Source organism: Streptomyces albofaciens JCM 4342 (assembly GCF_008634025.1).
Taxonomy (GTDB): domain Bacteria; phylum Actinomycetota; class Actinomycetes; order Streptomycetales; family Streptomycetaceae; genus Streptomyces; species Streptomyces albofaciens.
Map to the genome: position 1 here is coordinate 1,507,447 of NZ_PDCM01000001.1, position 15,406 is coordinate 1,522,852.

The 15,406-nt window shown below is 71.9% G+C and carries 26 protein-coding genes; 3 read left to right on the top strand and 23 right to left on the bottom strand.

The window, feature by feature from the left end; translation table 11 throughout:
* Positions 1 to 651: 651 nt before the first annotated feature.
* The 5 genes from CP973_RS06985 to CP973_RS07005 form a co-directional block, all read right to left on the bottom strand.
* Positions 652 to 1,164, bottom strand: coding sequence for a hypothetical protein (locus CP973_RS06985; RefSeq protein WP_150238528.1), 513 nt, complete (start codon positions 1,162 to 1,164; stop codon positions 652 to 654).
* On the bottom strand, positions 1,161 to 1,838 hold the full coding sequence (locus tag CP973_RS06990; RefSeq protein WP_167538279.1) for a hypothetical protein: 678 nt from the start codon (positions 1,836 to 1,838) through the stop codon (positions 1,161 to 1,163). Before CP973_RS06990 ends, CP973_RS06985 begins: the two co-directional genes overlap by 4 nt.
* Before the next feature lie 4 nt (positions 1,839 to 1,842).
* Positions 1,843 to 2,679: a hypothetical protein gene (locus CP973_RS06995; protein WP_244409307.1), complete on the bottom strand. Its 837-nt coding sequence runs from the start codon at positions 2,677 to 2,679 to the stop codon at positions 1,843 to 1,845.
* Positions 2,680 to 2,742: 63 nt separating this feature from the next.
* Positions 2,743 to 2,991: a hypothetical protein gene (locus CP973_RS07000; protein WP_150238532.1), complete on the bottom strand. Its 249-nt coding sequence runs from the start codon at positions 2,989 to 2,991 to the stop codon at positions 2,743 to 2,745.
* Positions 2,988 to 3,167, bottom strand: coding sequence for a hypothetical protein (locus tag CP973_RS07005; protein ID WP_150238534.1), 180 nt, complete (start codon positions 3,165 to 3,167; stop codon positions 2,988 to 2,990). Before CP973_RS07005 ends, CP973_RS07000 begins: the two co-directional genes overlap by 4 nt.
* Before the next feature lie 191 nt (positions 3,168 to 3,358).
* Here CP973_RS07005 and CP973_RS07010 point away from each other — a divergent pair, with 191 nt between their 5' ends.
* Positions 3,359 to 3,604, top strand: coding sequence for a hypothetical protein (locus CP973_RS07010; RefSeq protein ID WP_150238536.1), 246 nt, complete (start codon positions 3,359 to 3,361; stop codon positions 3,602 to 3,604).
* A 367-nt stretch (positions 3,605 to 3,971) separates the two neighbouring features.
* Positions 3,972 to 4,193: a hypothetical protein gene (locus CP973_RS07015; RefSeq protein WP_150238537.1), complete on the top strand. Its 222-nt coding sequence runs from the start codon at positions 3,972 to 3,974 to the stop codon at positions 4,191 to 4,193.
* An 8-nt stretch (positions 4,194 to 4,201) separates the two neighbouring features.
* On the opposite strand, the gene CP973_RS39895 is transcribed toward CP973_RS07015, so the two are convergent.
* Both CP973_RS39895 and CP973_RS07025 read right to left on the bottom strand, forming a co-directional pair.
* Entirely contained in the window at positions 4,202 to 4,447 is a 246-nt protein-coding gene (locus tag CP973_RS39895) for a helix-turn-helix transcriptional regulator (protein WP_167538280.1), read from the bottom strand.
* 679 nt (positions 4,448 to 5,126) lie between these two features.
* A complete protein-coding gene (locus CP973_RS07025; protein ID WP_150238541.1) occupies positions 5,127 to 5,429 on the bottom strand; it encodes a hypothetical protein in 303 nt (100 codons plus the stop codon).
* 118 nt (positions 5,430 to 5,547) lie between these two features.
* Here CP973_RS07025 and CP973_RS07030 point away from each other — a divergent pair, with 118 nt between their 5' ends.
* On the top strand, positions 5,548 to 5,991 hold the full coding sequence (locus CP973_RS07030) for an FxLYD domain-containing protein (RefSeq protein ID WP_150238543.1): 444 nt from the start codon (positions 5,548 to 5,550) through the stop codon (positions 5,989 to 5,991).
* A gap of 64 nt (positions 5,992 to 6,055) precedes the next feature.
* On the opposite strand, the gene CP973_RS07035 is transcribed toward CP973_RS07030, so the two are convergent.
* From CP973_RS07035 to CP973_RS07110, 16 genes are all read right to left on the bottom strand, one after another.
* Positions 6,056 to 6,265, bottom strand: coding sequence for a hypothetical protein (locus CP973_RS07035; protein WP_150238546.1), 210 nt, complete (start codon positions 6,263 to 6,265; stop codon positions 6,056 to 6,058).
* Positions 6,262 to 6,732 (bottom strand): hypothetical protein, encoded by a 471-nt coding sequence (locus CP973_RS07040; protein ID WP_150238548.1) that lies wholly within the window; start codon positions 6,730 to 6,732, stop codon positions 6,262 to 6,264. Before CP973_RS07040 ends, CP973_RS07035 begins: the two co-directional genes overlap by 4 nt.
* A gap of 229 nt (positions 6,733 to 6,961) precedes the next feature.
* Positions 6,962 to 7,510 carry a WhiB family transcriptional regulator gene (locus tag CP973_RS41360; RefSeq protein ID WP_150238550.1) on the bottom strand — a complete coding sequence of 183 codons (549 nt, stop codon included), beginning with the start codon at positions 7,508 to 7,510 and terminating at the stop codon, positions 6,962 to 6,964.
* 339 nt (positions 7,511 to 7,849) lie between these two features.
* Positions 7,850 to 9,352, bottom strand: a complete 1,503-nt coding sequence (locus tag CP973_RS07050; protein WP_150238552.1) for a DnaB-like helicase N-terminal domain-containing protein — start codon at positions 9,350 to 9,352, stop codon at positions 7,850 to 7,852.
* Between the two features lie 17 nt (positions 9,353 to 9,369).
* Entirely contained in the window at positions 9,370 to 9,672 is a 303-nt protein-coding gene (locus CP973_RS07055; protein WP_150238555.1) for a hypothetical protein, read from the bottom strand.
* Positions 9,672 to 9,965: a hypothetical protein gene (locus CP973_RS07060; RefSeq protein WP_208853142.1), complete on the bottom strand. Its 294-nt coding sequence runs from the start codon at positions 9,963 to 9,965 to the stop codon at positions 9,672 to 9,674. The genes CP973_RS07055 and CP973_RS07060 overlap by 1 nt, the downstream gene beginning before the upstream one ends.
* Complete coding sequence (locus tag CP973_RS07065) at positions 9,962 to 10,195, bottom strand: hypothetical protein (protein WP_150238558.1); 234 nt, start codon at positions 10,193 to 10,195, stop codon at positions 9,962 to 9,964. Before CP973_RS07065 ends, CP973_RS07060 begins: the two co-directional genes overlap by 4 nt.
* The gene (locus CP973_RS07070) at positions 10,192 to 10,782 is read right to left on the bottom strand and encodes a hypothetical protein (RefSeq protein WP_150238560.1); all 591 of its coding nucleotides are present in this window, start codon (positions 10,780 to 10,782) and stop codon (positions 10,192 to 10,194) included. The genes CP973_RS07065 and CP973_RS07070 overlap by 4 nt, the downstream gene beginning before the upstream one ends.
* Positions 10,779 to 11,045: a hypothetical protein gene (locus CP973_RS07075; RefSeq protein WP_150238562.1), complete on the bottom strand. Its 267-nt coding sequence runs from the start codon at positions 11,043 to 11,045 to the stop codon at positions 10,779 to 10,781. Before CP973_RS07075 ends, CP973_RS07070 begins: the two co-directional genes overlap by 4 nt.
* Positions 11,042 to 11,761: a 3'-5' exonuclease gene (locus CP973_RS07080; protein WP_150238564.1), complete on the bottom strand. Its 720-nt coding sequence runs from the start codon at positions 11,759 to 11,761 to the stop codon at positions 11,042 to 11,044. Before CP973_RS07080 ends, CP973_RS07075 begins: the two co-directional genes overlap by 4 nt.
* Positions 11,758 to 12,552, bottom strand: a complete 795-nt coding sequence (locus tag CP973_RS07085) for an ERF family protein (protein ID WP_244409308.1) — start codon at positions 12,550 to 12,552, stop codon at positions 11,758 to 11,760. Before CP973_RS07085 ends, CP973_RS07080 begins: the two co-directional genes overlap by 4 nt.
* Complete coding sequence (locus tag CP973_RS07090; RefSeq protein WP_150238566.1) at positions 12,549 to 13,598, bottom strand: YqaJ viral recombinase family nuclease; 1,050 nt, start codon at positions 13,596 to 13,598, stop codon at positions 12,549 to 12,551. The genes CP973_RS07085 and CP973_RS07090 overlap by 4 nt, the downstream gene beginning before the upstream one ends.
* Entirely contained in the window at positions 13,591 to 14,331 is a 741-nt protein-coding gene (locus CP973_RS07095; protein WP_150238568.1) for a hypothetical protein, read from the bottom strand. Before CP973_RS07095 ends, CP973_RS07090 begins: the two co-directional genes overlap by 8 nt.
* On the bottom strand, positions 14,328 to 14,525 hold the full coding sequence (locus CP973_RS07100; RefSeq protein WP_150238570.1) for a hypothetical protein: 198 nt from the start codon (positions 14,523 to 14,525) through the stop codon (positions 14,328 to 14,330). The genes CP973_RS07095 and CP973_RS07100 overlap by 4 nt, the downstream gene beginning before the upstream one ends.
* The gene (locus tag CP973_RS07105; RefSeq protein WP_150238572.1) at positions 14,522 to 14,791 is read right to left on the bottom strand and encodes a hypothetical protein; all 270 of its coding nucleotides are present in this window, start codon (positions 14,789 to 14,791) and stop codon (positions 14,522 to 14,524) included. The genes CP973_RS07100 and CP973_RS07105 overlap by 4 nt, the downstream gene beginning before the upstream one ends.
* Entirely contained in the window at positions 14,788 to 15,405 is a 618-nt protein-coding gene (locus tag CP973_RS07110; protein ID WP_150238574.1) for a hypothetical protein, read from the bottom strand. The genes CP973_RS07105 and CP973_RS07110 overlap by 4 nt, the downstream gene beginning before the upstream one ends.
* Position 15,406 lies beyond the last annotated feature (1 nt).

A 15,406-nucleotide genomic window follows, 5' to 3' on the forward strand; every position in this document is an offset into this window, starting at 1 on the left:
CCGTAGTCGGCCCCGTAGTTGGAGTGTGGTTAAGGCGTAGTTCCGCAGGTCACGCCGCGTGTAGTCCGGGCCCGGACGCCCCTGCGGGGCCGCTCTCGGGAGAGGGGCTAGAAGGGGCCTCGGCCGGGGCCAGATCAGCCCGGTGCACGCCCACCGTGACGCCCCGCCCACGCACCCTCACGCGATCCCGCACGGGGATGCCCAGCCGGGTGCACACCGACCGCAGATCGGACACCTCCCACTCGGGGTGCTGACCGGCCCGGTGCAGGAGGGCGAGGAGGTCCCGCAGGTGCACTCCTTGGCGGTCCCCGATGGCGTCCCAGACGAGGGTGCGAAAGGCGTCCTCCGCGGACCCCTCGGAAGCGTCTGCGGGGGCCTCCTCGACAGGTGCTTCGGCGGGGGCAACGAGGCGTCCGCGGCCGGCGCGGTGGGCAGCCCAGAGCCACGCGGCGGTGGCGATCCACAGCAGGGATGGCATGGCGCGGGCAGTGCGTACCGCGACCCATCCGGCGGCGAGCAGCAGCGCGAGGCGTACGCCGCGGCCACGGCTGGTGGGCGAGGCGCGAACCCATGCGGCGAGGGCGACGGCCCGGCGTCGGGCGACGATGATCGACCCGTACCAGAGTCGATCACCGAGGAGACGGAGGCGCTTCACAGGATGCCCGCCCCCTCCAGCGTGGCGCGGCCCTGCTGCCCGATGGCGTTGATCGCTTCGGGCAGGAAGCCGAGCAGGTTGGCCGCGCCGGCGGTGAGGCACAGGGTGGTGCCGACGAAGGCGCCCCCGGCAATGCGCTTCTTGTCGTTCTTCCCCGCGGCCTTCCACGCGATGACGACGCCCACGGTCATCAGCAGGACGACGACGGCGCCTTCCGGTGTGAGGTGGCCGAGGTCGCCGCGGCCGAGCGCGGCACCGCCCTGGACGCCGGTCACGCCGCTGAGCGTCTTGTTGCCGACGGTGTTGCCGGCGCCTGCGGAGCATCCGGCGAGCCAGCCGAGGAGGCCGCCGGCGCAGATGGTCGACACGCTGCCGAGGGCGAGCCCTTCCCCGAACGGGATCAGTTTCTTCGGGTCGTGGCCCGACTTCCACCAGGGCCACAAGTTGGCGTAGGCGATGACAAGGGAAAGGGCCAGACCGCCGAGGCTAAGGGACGTAGCGGTGTTCACGGGCGTACCCCTGTCAGCAGAGTCACGGGGTCGTACCAGCCCATGGCGCCGGTGCCGCCGACGAGGCCGATCATGAGTGCACCGCGAGTCCACCAGCGCGGGCGACGGTAGTCGGCGAGGAAGGCGAGGGCGCCGCCGGCGAGAGCGATCAGGTAGGCGGGCAGGAGCCCGGCTTCGGTGCGCGCTTCGTGCAGCGTCGCGGACCACGCGCCGGTCATGCTGCGCCCGTCGAACCACGGGCCGAGGACGATGACGCCGGAGATCAGCGACGCCCACGGGCGCAGGCGCGAGGTGAGCCAGTCCCACCTCCGCGATTCCGGCTCGGGCTCGGGCGGCCGTACGAGGTCGACGGTGACGCGGACCTCGATCGGGCCGGGCGGCGGCGGGTCGGGCCACGGGTACGTGCGCGGCGGGACGACCGGCGGGGGCGGTGGCGGAGGGGCCGCGGGCGCGGTTCGCCACGGCGGTACGGCGCCCGGGCCGGGCGGTCCGGGCGGTAAGGGCCGGGCGACGGGCGGCCACGGCTGCCCGGCCGGGATGACGCGGGTCGGTGTGACCGGCCGCGACTGGGAGGTGTTCTCGGGCATGGGGTCCTCAGGTGAAGCGTCGGGCCCGACGCCAAGGCGGCGAAGCAGGTAGCGCATCCGCAGCTCGTCGGCGCCGGGAGCGGTCACGGCGTCAGGCGGTGTGCGCTGCGGGGAGCGCCGGCGGGTAGGTGGCGAGCTGCGGCTCGTGCTCCTCGACCTCGGCACGGATCACGCCGCGGATCGTGGAGTCGCCGACGCGTCCGTAACCGGCGGCCTCCAGCGCATCGCGCATGGCGGCGGTGCCGGGCCGAGTGCCGCCGTCGTAGAGCGGTCGAATGGCGGCGCACCGCGGGTCGCGGTAGGCGATCGGCGGCCGGACCGGCTCGGCGGGCGGCAGCTGCGGCGCGGGCGCTGCTTCGGCCGACGGTACGGCCGGTGCCGGGGTGGTCGTCTCCTCGTCAGTGCGCTCGACGACGGGGGTGTCCTGCTCGGTGTCGACGCTGGTCGACGGGGCCGCGACGGGCGTCGCGGCGAGGTGCAGCAGGTGACCGAGGACGAGCGGCGGCACGCATGAGACGACCACGACGAGCCACGCGGGAGCGTGGGGCTCGGCGGACCAGTGCCCGGTCACGAACAGATGCGACACAGGCTGTGCGGCCATGGCGGCGCCGAGCGCCAGCCACGCCCCGACGACCGCGCTCGTCTTGCCCGGCGCGCCCTTCGGCCGGCGCGACGCGACCACCGCGGCGATGCCCGCGTAGGCGGCGAGGACGGAGGCCATGCCCCATGCGAGGCGGGTGTCCCATCCGGCGAGTACGCCGAGGTGGTGCTCGCCGGGGGCGCACATGACCATGACGAGGACGGTGACGATGGGGCGGCCGGCGTCGGTGAACAGCGATGCCCACCAAGGGATGCGGGCACTGGACGGGGCGAGCGGCGTGGTGCATCGGTTGCGGAAGCGGCGCCAGATGCGGCGGTGCAGTTTCACGAAGTGCTCCAGTCACGGGGCGGCCGGGCGCGCAGACAACGTGCAGGCCCGGCCTCTCGGAGGTCAGCGGTGGCGAGCGCAGGTGTACTCGGGCCAGTCACAATCCGGGCAGGTCATCTGCGTTTCGCACGGCTCGCAGTCGGAGCGCGGCTCACGATGCATCGGGCAGACGGCGTCGACGTAGGCGCCGGGTACGCGTCCGTAGCTCTTCGCCAGGGCCCGCTCGGCGAGGATGCGACTGTCGGTGTCGTGGTCGTCGTCGTTGAAGGCGCGGAGGATGCGGCGAGTGGGGCTGAAGACGGCGTGGATCATCGGTTGCCGCCGCTCTCGTTGCCGTGGGCGCGGGCGATGGCGGACTGGTCGCGGGCCGCTGCGGTCGTGGCCGGGTCCTGGTGGTGGGCGTAAGCCTCGGCGGCCTCGGCCTGGAGGCGGCGGACGCGGGCCTCTGCCTCGCCGTCCGGGGCGTGGGTAGGCTGCTGCTCAGCCATGGAGACTCACCTCTCCTGTGGTCAGGCCCCCGGTAGTGCAGCCACACCGCCGGGGGCCGATCTTGTTTTAGGGGCGTCGACGGGCGTCGGAGGCCCGTCATGACGCGGCGAGGGGTACCCCTCGTTTTCCGAAGGGTACCCCTCGTTTGCCGTGCTGTGCAGCCTTACTCTCCGGTCGGGAGGTGCTGATCATGGCGGGTGAGGCGGACGCGGTGCGCGAAGCTGTACGGGCACTGGAGGCGATCAGTGACCCGATCCAGCGGGCACGCGAGACATCGAAACTGCTCCGGGAGTGGCCGGAGTTGCACTCACTCGTCAGGGAGATTCGTCAGCACGCGGTCATCGCCGCGCATCGGGAGGGCCGGACGTACGACGAGATCGGCGAGCAGATCGAGACCAGCGGGGATCGGGCCGGGCAGATCGCGCGCGGCAAGTAGCGGCCATCGACGGTTGCCCGCGCCGTCGCTAAAGAGCGAGTTGCAGGTCCGCTGCACCTTCGAACGTGCTTGTTGACCAGACGCAAATCCGGGTCAGTCTTCCGGTTGCTCTTCTACGTGCGGGCCACCCATATTGCGCGGCGATCGCATCGTCGTCTGCTTGGTTAGCCTGCCAGTCCTCCTCTTCCTGGCGTAGGCGCTCAGCGAGCGCATCCGGACTGGACGCTTCGCTCGTACTGCGGATCATCAGCGGACCGAGTTCGCTGGTCTCAGGGAAGCTCCATGTCTGCTCATACGCATATGTCGGCATGTCCCTCGCCTCCATGCTCAGCATGCGCTTCCGGCGCTCCCGGCGCACGCTGGATGCATGGCCGTACCGCCCGTGATCGTGCATCCACCGTCCCCGACCGGCGGCCGGCGCGTGTCGGTCGAGGGGACGATCTTGGGGCTCGCGTACGGCTGGCGTGACGTGGTCGAGTTCCTGCGCCGCGCGGGCCTCGACGAGGGTGCGGTCCGGCCGGATGATCCGGAGCTGATCGAGTGGCGCGGCGGTGGCCCGGACGACTGGGGCGGCGACGAGGCGAGCTGAGCAGGCGGCTACTGATACGTCCTCTCCCACGCCTCGTCACCGTATCGCTGTGCGAATGCCTCAAACTGATCGAGAGAGGTGAGGCCGAGGCGCTTCATGATCTTTCGGCGCATCTCCAGAACCGTGGCACGGGATACGTCGCGCCCCTGTGCGATCTCTTCTACGGACTCGCCGAGCGCGAAATGGTTCACGTAGCTGCACTGCCCACGAGTCAGCAGGGCGACCGGCGATGTGGTGCCCTGATCTTCGCTCATGGCTTCCCCCTCTGCGGTCAGGTGTGGCGTGCCTGACGGTACGGGAGTGCGGCCCGCCCTCCTAGAGACTGGCATTTCTGCGGCTTTCTTGACGCGGCGCGGACCTCTCCGCCAGGCGGCGAGGCCGTGCACCTTGTGGGGTAGGTCACGCTCGGTGTGGGCCTGCGGAACGGACGCCAGGCCGACCCGTTGAGAGGCTGCCGTCATGCACTTACGACAGGTCACCGCATGCTCCGAGCCCTCCACCTACACCACTCGCCGCCCCCGCAAGGGCGCTCCCACCTGGCAGATCTACACGTGCCGACGGCACCGTACCTACTGGCACTACCCCGACGGTCTCCGCCGCCTGCCCCTCGACGGGGAACACCCTGCCTGCGGGACGGTGCACGACTACCGGCCGCACGCCGAGATCATCGTGTCGCACCTGACCGGATGGATGTGCCTCGGCGGTATCCCCGTCGGCGTCCCGCGGCCGGCGGCCGATGACTGGCAGGCTCGTCTCCGTATCGCTGCCCGCGGTGGTGTGGCCGACGCGGCCCTCCAGGCCGTTCTCGACCGTGCTGTGCATCATGCGGAGGCGGGGGAGACGCATGCCGTTCTTGCTCTGCTGGCTGCTGCCGAGACTGAGGCTGCGGGCGTGAGGGGACGCGCACGATGAACCCGCGCAAGGTCGCGGCCGTCAGCTCTGGGGTGGGTGGTTCAGTTGCCTGTTGAGGCGGATCCAGTCCAGCGGCCCTTGCACGGCGGCGGACATCACCTTCGTGATGTGGGCCGCGATCTCCTCGGCTGCCTCGGGGCCGTATCGTTCCTCGACCCACTGCACGGCCGCTGCCGTGCCTGCCGCGTGGGCGCCGGCCGCGAAGTGGGGGCCCGCCGAAAGTCGCCCGTACCCCTTGTCGTGCTCAACGGCGGCGCGCAGCCAGCCACCGCTCTCCTCCTGCCAGGCGTTGACCGTGGCCTTACGGGTGCCGTCCTGAGCCATGCGCCCATTCTCCTCGTGTGGTCGGCTGCGGAATGGTCACAGGATCGCCACGCTACTCCCACGAGCGCGTGTCCGGCTCGTACGTTTGCGTCCTCAACTAGCGTCCCGTGGGGGGATCATGCGCATACGTTTCGCCGCAGCCGGTCTGATCGTGGGCGCGGTGGCGCTCACCGGCTGCATGGGGGTGCCGCGGTACGAGGCGACGCCGGCGCCTGCGAGTGCGGCGCCGAAGGAGGCAGCGTCGGAGGCTGCGGAGTCGCCGAGCAAGGCTGCGTCGGGCGGTGAGGCGGAGGACGACGTGAAGGTCACCGGGTGCTCGGTGGACGGCGCGACGGGGTGGCCGTCGGCGAAGCTGTTGATCACGAACCGGGCTGAGCGGCAGTTCAGCTACATGGTCACGGTCGAGTTCGTGGACGCGTCCGGTACGCGGATCGGTACGGGTGTGGCGGCGGAGAACAAGCTCGCCGCGGGGCAGAATGCGCGGGCGACTGCGCAGGGCTTTGTGAAGGCGTCCGGCTCGGTCAAGTGCCGTGTGGCGGACGTGCAGCGGTACTCGCTGTGATGCGTGCGGGCGTGGCTGCGCCCCGTCGGCCGGGTGGCTGGCGGGGCGCCGTGCTGCCCCACGGTCAATGCTTGTCAGTGGTCTCGTCGGCGGGTCCGTCGAGGGCGGCGCGGAGAAGGGAGGGCCGGATGCCGAGGTGGGTGGCGTCGTCGGCTGGGTCCTCGGGGAGCAGAGCGCGTACTCGGTCGATGACTGCGGCGAGTTCGGCGCGTTCACGCTCGGCCCGACGGATGCGGGCGGTGGATGGGCGGTAGGTAGACAGGCGGTAGGTCATCGATGAGGCCCTTCTGTGCTGATGGCCGCGGCCGAGGCGGCGAGTTGGTCGCGCTCACGGAGCAGGTGCTCGACGTGCTGCCGGAGGAGCGGGCCCTCGTCGGGGGTGAGGACGCCGCGGGCGGCGCGGGACAGGAGCACCAGCAGCGCGTCGCGGAACTCGTGGCCGGCAGGGTCCGGGCCCGGGTCGGGCGTCGTCGGCCCGTCGTCGGTGGGCGTCGCCATAGTGTCGGCGAGGCGTCTGACCTGCGTCGTCAATCGGTCGACGGCGCGGGCAATCTCGCGGGCGGGGTCAGTGGGCACGGTGGTGTCCCTTCGCGGGTAGTCGGCGGGTATGTCTCGACGGTGGGTGTACGCGGCGGTCGCGGCGGTCGTCTGCTGGGTGGCCGTGGTGGCGTATCGGCGGTGGGTGTCTGGTGATCCGTGGGGTGAGTCGGTGGCGGTTGCGTCGGTCTGGGTGGGGTTCATGTCAGTGGGCTGGTGCCTGATCGAGTGGGTGCGTTCCGGCACGCCCGGTCGTGGTCGCGGCCGGCGGTGAGCCACCAGGTCTCGCAGCACGCGGCGAAGATGGGCGCGGCCTCGGCGGGGCGGCGGGGGCGCGCGTCTCTCTCGGCGCGCACAGCGGCCTCACGCGCCTCACTACGGGCCTTGTGTCCACCGAGCCGCGCCACGGCGCGTACAGCGGCGCGGAGGGCGTTCACGACGCCACCGCCAGCCGCGCCGGGTCCGCGGCCAGCGCCGCGCGGGCGGCCTTCCGCCGACGGTGCTCCACCGACGCACGCCGGTGCGCGGCCAGACACCGGGGGCACACCGTCTCGCCGAGGCGGCGGTGGACGACGTAGCCGGTCTCGGTCCCGCCGGCCGCGTGCGCCGCGGCCAACTGCGCCCGACGCCGGGCCTCGACGCGTGCGGCATGGGCGGCCGTGCACGTCTCGCACGTCTCGCCGTAGCGGCCGTGCGCGCGGAGGGCGGGCTCGGTGCCGCAGGCGAGGCGGAGGCGGCCCTCGTCGTCCACCCACCGCGCGTCATCCGCGGCGAGCCACCGGCGCTCGGACGCATCCAGGCCGCCCCACACGCCGTACCGCTCGGCGCGGTCGAGGGCAGCGGCGAGGCAGGCGCGGCGAAGCGGGCAGCGCAGGCACATGGACTTGGCGAGGGCGCGCTCGTCGGGGTGGGGGGAGTACCAGAGTTCGGGGTCGTCGTAGGAGCAGAGGGGCCGGGTGCGGCCGAGGGCGGTGGTGGTCATGGGGTCAGTCCTCCTCGGGCGCGGTGCGTTGTTGGTGGGGTGGTTGGGGTGCTCCCCCTCTCCCCCCGTAGGGGGGAGGGGGAGCGTGAAGCGGTGCGTGAAGCGAGCGTGAAGCTGTGACCTGCGGTTTCCTTGATCAACGTGAAGCGCGTGAAGAGAAGCGTGAAGCGGCGCGTGAAGCTTGCACTTGCGTGATCGCGTGAAGCGGCGTGAAGGGTGGCGTGAAGCTGTGACCTGCGCGGGTCTTGATCGACGTGAAGTGCGTGAAGCAGGCGTGAAGCATTCCGCAGCATGATCAACGTGAAGCGCGTGAACAGGTGCGTGAAGCTGCGATGGTCCTTACTCGTCGGCATCGGGCAGCTCTCCCTGCTCGTTGAACGCCGCGAAGTACGCGACGGGTGCGGTGCGGCTTTTGCCGGTCTTGCGCATGACGGCGAGGCCCTGCTCGACGTACTGGTCGAGGCGGCGCCGGGCCTTCTCGATCTCCGAAGTGGTCGGCTTGGACTTCGGGTTGGGGTAGAGGTTCACGGCGAGCGCGGCGGGGGTCACGCCGGCCGACCCGGCGGCGCGGAGCATGCCGAGTACGTCGACCTGGTGCCAGACCTCGGTACGGCCGCGGGGGTGGTCGTGCTTGAGCTTCCACGGGCCGCACTCGGCGGCGGGTTGCTTCAGGTGGCGCAGGCTGACGATGGGCTCGCCTGCGGCGCCGTGGAGGCTGATGACGGACCCGGCGCCCGCGGTGATCCAGGTGGAGCCGTACAGCTCGTCAAGGCTGGTCGGCTCCTTGCCGGAGTCCTTACCGCCGCTCTGCTTGCGGTGGTGGTGCAGGCCGATGACCTCGATGCCCTCGACCAAGGTCCGCTGGATCGCAGTGTTGATGGCCTGACCGCCTTCCTCGGAGGCGAGTTCACCGGCCATGTCCTTGAGGGAGTCCAGGCACACGGCGTCGGCTCCGGCGGCCTGGCACAGGCGCAGCAGGATGCCGGGGTCTTTGATGAAGTCGGCCGGCGGCGGGCCGGGCCAGAACACGAGATGTTCGTCGAGGGCGTCGCGGTCCTCGGGCGTGACCATGCGGGCCATGGACCGGGCGGCCTGCTGCGGCCGGTCGGACGCGAGGTAGAGAACCCGCTTGAAGCGGCGTACAGGCAGGCCGAGGACGCGACCGTGATGGACGCCGATGGCCGCGAGGATGACCTGTTGGGCGAGGGTGGTCTTTCCGACGCCGGCCGGGCCCGCGATGAGCAGCGCCTCGGACTCGGCCCATATGACCTGTTCGCCGTCGCCCCAGAGGGCGGGGACGGTGTCGGGCCGGTCGAGGATGAACGATCCGCCGGGGCGGAAGCGTTCGCCGAGCGGGTCGCTGGTGGTGGCGCGTTGCTGTTGGAGGTACCCGACGATCTGCTGTTCGAGGGTGTCGGGGTCGGCGCGCTCGATGACGCCGGAGCGCAGCCGGATCGCGAACTCGTCGATGCGGCGCAGGCGGGCGGCCTCGCGGATCTCCTCGGCGAACGAGGGGGCCATCGGTGCGGTGATGGTGTTGACGCCGAGGCGGTCGATGATGTGGCCGCCGCCGACTTCCCGGAGCCTGCCGAGTCGTTCGATCTCGGCCTTGACGTGCACGGGGTGCGGCGTCTTGCCCTCGGCGACGAGGCCGCCGACCACGTCCCAGATCAGCCGGTGTGCCTGCGTGTACAGGTCGTCGCGGGTGATGATCTCGGCGCAGTCGTTGTACGCCTCGGCGGAGTGCATGATGACGCCCGTGACGTACTCCTCGGCCTCTAGGGCGTGCGGAGGCGTGCGGTCGTCCGCCGTGGGGCGTGGGATGTGGCGGACGGTGTCCACAGGCGTTCTCCTTGTGCTCAGAACAGCGTGTCGGCGGCCGGGCGGGTGCCGGGGCAGTGGTGCTCGGTGACGTGCGGGTGGGGGCAGTCGGCGGGGTGCCAGCGGTCGATCCAGCGGAGCCGGGGCGGAGTGTGGGGGCGCTGGACGAGACACCAGATCAGGCGGTTCGGGGTGCGGGCGGCGGCCTGTTCGGCGGGGGTGAGGGGCGTCAGGTCGGCGGTGACGGTGAGCGCGGCTCGGTGGCCGACGAGCTGGCGGAGGATGGGCGCGCGGCAGGCGGGGCACTGGGGGGTGCCGTCGGCTGCCGCGCGCCCGGCCATCAGGCGACCTCGTCGAGCGTGCCCTCGGCGCTGCGCTGCCGGTACATCGCGCTGGCCTGCTGGCGCAACTTCTCGTCCGTGAACTCGTCGCCCGCGATCTCGATGTCGACGATGCGGACCTTGACGATGTCGTCCTTGTCCTCGTCGGGCCCCTGCTCGGTCCGCTCAACGGAGGCGAGTTCGACGATGGCCATGCGGGCGGTGCCGAGGTTGTCGAACAGGTCCTTGGCGTGGGGGCGGATGGCCTGCTCTACGTCGGCGAGGACTTTACTGTCGATCTTGATACTGATCATGCGGCGCGTGCTCCTTCGTGTGCGGTGATGCATCGGGTGGGGTGGGTGGTGCGGATGGCGGCGACGAACCTGGCCGCGGCCGCGGGGCCGGTGACGGGGCCCTCGGTGGTGTGGCAGAGCAGGCACTCGTACCGGGCCCGCGGCGGCCGGGCCCAGCGGATGCGGCCGGTGCGCTTGTCCTCGCGGCCCTCGCCGAGGTCGACGAACAGCGCGCCCATCACCGTGCTCACGGGATCGGCCCGAGGTCGGGCCACTGGCACCCGGCGAGCGCCGCGCGGTGCCCGTCCGGCACCTCCGCCAACGGCTGGCCGAGGTGGTGCAAGCCCATGGCGCGGAGGATGAGCGCGTCGGCCTCGTCGTCGCTCGGGAGGATGGCGCCGTACCGGCGCTGCGCGGCGTCGAGGACGACGGCCTTCCTGCTGTTGCCCTTGCCGGTCGCGTACTTGGCGCGGGACATGGGCGGGATCACCGCGACAGGGATCTCCCGCTCGACGAGCGCGCCGACGATCCGCCACCACAGCCCGGACAGGTCGTGGTGCCCGGCCTGCCCCATGGACGCGTGGGACGGGCCCTCGACGCACGCGAGGTCGACGGTGCCGACTTCGTCGAGGACGCGGGTGGTGATGTAGCGCAGGCGGGCGTGCCGGTCGGCGATCGAGTCGCGGCGGCGGCCCTTGGTGGGGACGCGGGCGGTGCCGCCGGCGGTGGCGATGCCGGTGCCGGTGAGGCTGATGTCGAGTCCGGCGACGCGATAGAGGCGTGGCCGGGGCCCGGCCGCCGTGGTGGCGGCCGGGGCGGCTTCGAACAGCGTGGTCACTGCGCCCCCTTGAACGTGTCGCACCCGGTGCAGCGGTAGCCGCCGCCATCCGGCACGTGCCGAACGGCGAGGTGGCCGCAGGTAGTGGTGTCGCAGGCGAGCCACCGGGCGCCGGGCGGGATCTCCTCGAACCGCGCCGCGATGGCGCGGGCGTGCGCGGCCCGGACCGGCGCGGCGGGCGCCGGCCGGAGGACGCGGTCGACGAGGACGGCGAACACCACGCCCGGGAACGCGGCGAGGCCAGCAGCGATGGCGGTGATCACTGGTTGCCTCCCGCGCGCTGGTGCGGGACGACGGGCCACGCGCCCTCGACGACCGCGGCCGGGTCCTTGCGGCGGAAGTACGCCTCCAGCGACGCGGCCTGTTCGGCGGCCCACGCGATCTGTGCCGTGTGCAGCTCGTCGAGGCTCATGGCGGTGAGCTGTGCGTACCGGGTGGCCTGTCGCCAGGCGACGCGGCACGCGGCGATGGCGTCGGCGTCGGCGGTGTGTGCTCCGTCGAGGCGTACCTCGTAGTGCTCGCACAGGGCGGTCAACTTGCGGCTGCCGCGGCGGTAGCGGTCGACCTGCTTGTCGATGACGAACGGGTCGACCACCCGTATTTCCGCTGCGCAGTCGGTCAGGGGCGCCATGCCGTACCGGCGCGCCTCGCGGTCCAACACGGTCAGGTCATAACGGGCGTTCATCGCGACGACCGGTACGCCGGAGAGCACCACCTGTCGGAGCGCGCCGAGGATCTGCTCGACGGCCTCGCGCAGGTCGATGCCCTCGGCGCGGGCCTTCTCGGTGGTGACGCCGTGGATGGCGGCGGCCTCGTCGGGGATCTCGTGCCCGTCCACGTCGGTCAGCCATGTGGCGGACTGGGTGGGCAGGCCGGCGCCGCACTGGACGACGCAGGCGGTGACGATGCGGGCGGTCTCGGGGTCGGGGCCGGTGGTCTCCAGGTCGAAGCCGCACATGCGGCAGAGGTGCCAGCTCATGCGCCACCGCCGGTGCGCTCGGCGTAGACGCGGCGGCCGAGCGAGTCGAGGGTCTCGCTCTCGCCGGTCTCGTTGGTGACCTTGGCGCCCATCATGCGGAGGTTGGACAGCTCGTACCCGATCTGCTGGATGCGGGCAGGACTGGTCTTCGGGTCGAGGAGTTCGTCGCGGTAGGACTCCGCGGAGCGGGCGGGTGCCTCGTTGCCGCGCTCGACGTACGAGGCGTCGGGGTCCTTGTCGTGGGTGGGCGTGAGGCCGCCGGTCAGAAGCAGCACACGCAACGCGACGGACTGCGCCTTGGCGGTGCCCTTGTCCGCAGAGTCCAGCGCCTCACCGCGGGTCTTCAACAGAGCGGGCAGCGTGTCGCCCTTCGGGCCCATGACCATCCACGACACGGTCACGGTGCACTCCCGCATCTTGCTGCCCTTGGCCGAGGTGGTGTCGCGGTGCTCCGCGTCCACGTCGACGGGGAAGATGTTGATGCCGTGCTTCAGCGTCACGGGGCCGAAGTGCTGTACGACGGTGTCGACGCCGCGGAAGTTGAAGCGGGTGCCGCCGCCGTTGTACTGCTCCTTCTTGGCGATCGCGCGGATCTCGCGGCGGACGCGGAGCCACGCGATGTGCACGGGCACCATCTCCGGATCGCCGTCGCCCGGTTCGTAGTCGGCCATCGGGTCCGGCGCCGGGACGTACGGCTCGACGGGCGTCGACGACGCGTCGTCGGACGGGCCCGACGGGGCGTCGGTGGCGCGGCCGGCCGCAGCCGCCGCGCGCTCAGCGAGAGTGGTCATGCGTTGTGCTCCTCACGGATCACGCGGGGGATGGTCAGGCGGCGGCTGACGCGGTCCTCGACGCAGTCGGCGTACGCCTCGGGCCAGCGCTCGGCCAGCCGCTCGAAGTTGCAGTGCTGGCGGCTGGTCTCGTCGATGCGGACGAAGGTCCGGTCGAGGACGACCGCCCCGGCGGCGTCGCCGAGCGCGCCGAGGATGCGGGCCTTGGCCGTCTTCTTCCGGGCCTTGGCCTCGACCTCGTCGTTGTGCGCGTCGAGGTAGTCCGCCACCGCGTCCTGCGTGTCGACATCGCGGGTGATGTCGACGGCGCCGGACCGGTCCGGGTGCAGCCGGTCGTACAGGTCGAGCAGGACATCGGGGTCGGCGTCGTCGGCGAGGACCGGCGGGCGCCGGGTCTGGATCTGCTCCCAGGCACGGGCGCCGGCGGCGCGCAGGTCGTCGATCAGGTCGCCGTGGTCGGCGGTGCGCACGACGAACTGCCGGTAGTCGTTGCCACCGAGGCGTACGGCCACGTGGATGTGATCGAAGCCGCACACGTCGGCCTGCCACAGGACTTGGGCGAGCACGTCGTCCGCGACGCCCTTGCGGAACTGCCCGGCCTTCATCTTGTCGCGGCACTTGATCTCGACGGCGCACCGCTCGCGGCCGTCGGCGATGGGGCATCCGAGGACGCGGCGGTCGAGGGTGCACATCTGCCACGGGCGGTCGATGTTGGCGACGAGGCCGACGCGGCGGACCACGCTGCGGTTGCGGCGGGCCCACTCGCGGGCGATGCCCTCCTCGTCGATCCGGCCCCACAGCGCGGCTTCGGAGTCGTCGCTCTCCAGCGGCAGGCCGCCCGTCTTGTCGTAGTAGACGGACAGAGCGTTGCCGTGGCGGGAGATGCCGAGGATGGCGGCGATGTCGGAGGAGCCGAGGCCGCCGCGGCGGGCGGTAAGCCATGCGGTGCGGTCGGCGTCGGCGGAGAGGATGAGGCGGCCGGTCGGGGTGATCCGCCGACCGGCGGCCGGGGCCGTGGTGGCCCCGGCCTGCGCGGTCTCAGGCATCCGCGTCACCACCCTCGTCATCGTGCACGAGCCGCCACCGCCGGGCCTCGCGGTCCCACTCGATGTGCTCGTCCCCGGCGGGGTTGGCGATGTGGCCGTCCGGATCGATGTGCACCGGGATGCCCGCGTCGACGAGGGCGTTGAGGCCGTCGACGGCGCGTTGCCACGGCAGCCCGAGGTTGTTCGGCCGGACCGCGCCCCGCGCGACCTTGGATGCGAGCTGCGCGATCACGTCGGCCTGCTCTGCGTACTTGCGACCGCGGGTCGCCCGGCACTCGCGCGCCTTCTTCACGAGCCACGCGATGATCTGCGCGTCGCGCTCGGCGACGATCGCGGCGCGGGTGGACTCGCCCGGCGTGCGGGTGTCCTCGCTTCCGACGGCTTCGAAGTGCTGGCATCCGCACGCCGTCGTGGGGTCTCCGCACGGACCGTCGTGCCGGGAGTGGCCGCACGTGCAGAGCGCCAGCCGGGTGGACTCGCCCTTGCGGGTGTCCTTCCCGGCCTCGTCGGCCATGCGGCGGAGGATGTCCGCGCTGTCACACCGGCACAGGTCGAAGACCACTTCGGCCCCACTGTCCGGGCACGCCGCCTTGAACCGGGCGGCGACATCGCGCAGCACCTCAGCGCGGACGGCGGCGTACACCTGCTCCACCCGCGCGTCCGTCGTCTTGCGCGGTGTCCACGAGTCCCCGAGCAGGGATACGTACCGGCGGATCTCGTCACGGGCGCTCACTCGGCACCGCCCGACCGGCCACGCTCGGCCCGCCAGTCCGCCGCCGCACGCTCGCAGCACAACGGCTCACCGACCTTGAACTCCGCCCGCAGGTCCGGGTACGCGTGCGCGTCCTCGGCCGTCAGCGTCTCGAAGATCAGGTTGCAGTGCCCGCACATGGTGTGCTCACCGTCGCGGTAGGTACGAGCACTCACGCGGCACCACCTTCACGGTCCGCGTTGAGCAGCGCGACGAGGTAGGCGCCGATCGCGGGCGACTCCACTTCGATCACAGGCTCGGGGCAGCAACCGTATGCACTGGGGTCATCCGCATCGTGGCCCTCGTCCGTGCAAACGGGGCCGATGGCGTCCGGCTCCTCGCACACGTCGGTGTGTACCTGCCGCCACTTCGGTGCTTCGGTGCCGGTCTCGGCGAGCAGGGCTTTGCGGGCTGCCCGCCGCACGGCGTTGAGGTCGCTCATGCGGCACCTCGCAGACCGGCCGCAGCCCGGATGCTCTCCGCCAGCGCGAGGCACTGCTGCCCGTACACCGGGACGCGCGTGGACACCTCGGCGAGCAGCCGCTCGACGAGCAGGGACTCGGGCCGGTGACCGTCGTACGGCCGGGCGTCGGCCTGCTCGTCGAGGATGTCCGCGACCGCGTCGGGGTGCTCGGTGAACACCTCGACGAGCACGGCCTCGACGAAGGGGCGCAGGTCCAGCGTCACGCCGGTGGGGATGCGCTCGACGGAGATACGGAACGGCCCTGACACGGGCTGGGACACGTCCGACACCACCGCCGCGCGGAGGTCGTCCATGATGGCCTCGCCATCCACCACCACGACCGACACCAGCACCGGGACCGGCCGGGCGTGCGGGCGTGGCAGCGACGTGTGCAGCGTCCACACGGCGGAGCCCTCAACCGAGGGACCGATGTGGATCTCGCCGCCCAACTCCTCGTGCCACATCGACAGGTCATCGGGGTCGGCCACGACCACGCGCACCGCCTCGGCGGAGGGCACGATCGTGGGAGCGGGCAGCGACGACCGCGAGAGCAGCGCTTCGAGGGCGATCTCGTTGTCGCGGGCCGCTGCCAAG

Coding starts and splice junctions, on each gene's coding strand:
- CP973_RS07000 (WP_150238532.1), bottom strand. CDS start 2,991: ATGATCCACGCCGTCTTCAGCCCCACTCGCCGCATCCTCCGCGCCTTC.
- CP973_RS07005 (WP_150238534.1), bottom strand. CDS start 3,167: ATGGCTGAGCAGCAGCCTACCCACGCCCCGGACGGCGAGGCAGAGGCC.
- CP973_RS07010 (WP_150238536.1), top strand. CDS start 3,359: ATGGCGGGTGAGGCGGACGCGGTGCGCGAAGCTGTACGGGCACTGGAG.
- CP973_RS07015 (WP_150238537.1), top strand. CDS start 3,972: ATGGCCGTACCGCCCGTGATCGTGCATCCACCGTCCCCGACCGGCGGC.
- CP973_RS39895 (WP_167538280.1), bottom strand. CDS start 4,447: ATGAGCGAAGATCAGGGCACCACATCGCCGGTCGCCCTGCTGACTCGT.
- CP973_RS07025 (WP_150238541.1), bottom strand. CDS start 5,429: ATGGCTCAGGACGGCACCCGTAAGGCCACGGTCAACGCCTGGCAGGAG.
- CP973_RS07030 (WP_150238543.1), top strand. CDS start 5,548: ATGCGCATACGTTTCGCCGCAGCCGGTCTGATCGTGGGCGCGGTGGCG.
- CP973_RS07035 (WP_150238546.1), bottom strand. CDS start 6,265: ATGACCTACCGCCTGTCTACCTACCGCCCATCCACCGCCCGCATCCGT.
- CP973_RS07040 (WP_150238548.1), bottom strand. CDS start 6,732: ATGAACCCCACCCAGACCGACGCAACCGCCACCGACTCACCCCACGGA.
- CP973_RS41360 (WP_150238550.1), bottom strand. CDS start 7,510: ATGACCACCACCGCCCTCGGCCGCACCCGGCCCCTCTGCTCCTACGAC.
- CP973_RS07055 (WP_150238555.1), bottom strand. CDS start 9,672: ATGGCCGGGCGCGCGGCAGCCGACGGCACCCCCCAGTGCCCCGCCTGC.
- CP973_RS07060 (WP_208853142.1), bottom strand. CDS start 9,965: ATGATCAGTATCAAGATCGACAGTAAAGTCCTCGCCGACGTAGAGCAG.
- CP973_RS07080 (WP_150238564.1), bottom strand. CDS start 11,761: ATGAGCTGGCACCTCTGCCGCATGTGCGGCTTCGACCTGGAGACCACC.
- CP973_RS07085 (WP_244409308.1), bottom strand. CDS start 12,552: ATGACCACTCTCGCTGAGCGCGCGGCGGCTGCGGCCGGCCGCGCCACC.
- CP973_RS07090 (WP_150238566.1), bottom strand. CDS start 13,598: ATGCCTGAGACCGCGCAGGCCGGGGCCACCACGGCCCCGGCCGCCGGT.
- CP973_RS07105 (WP_150238572.1), bottom strand. CDS start 14,791: ATGAGCGACCTCAACGCCGTGCGGCGGGCAGCCCGCAAAGCCCTGCTC.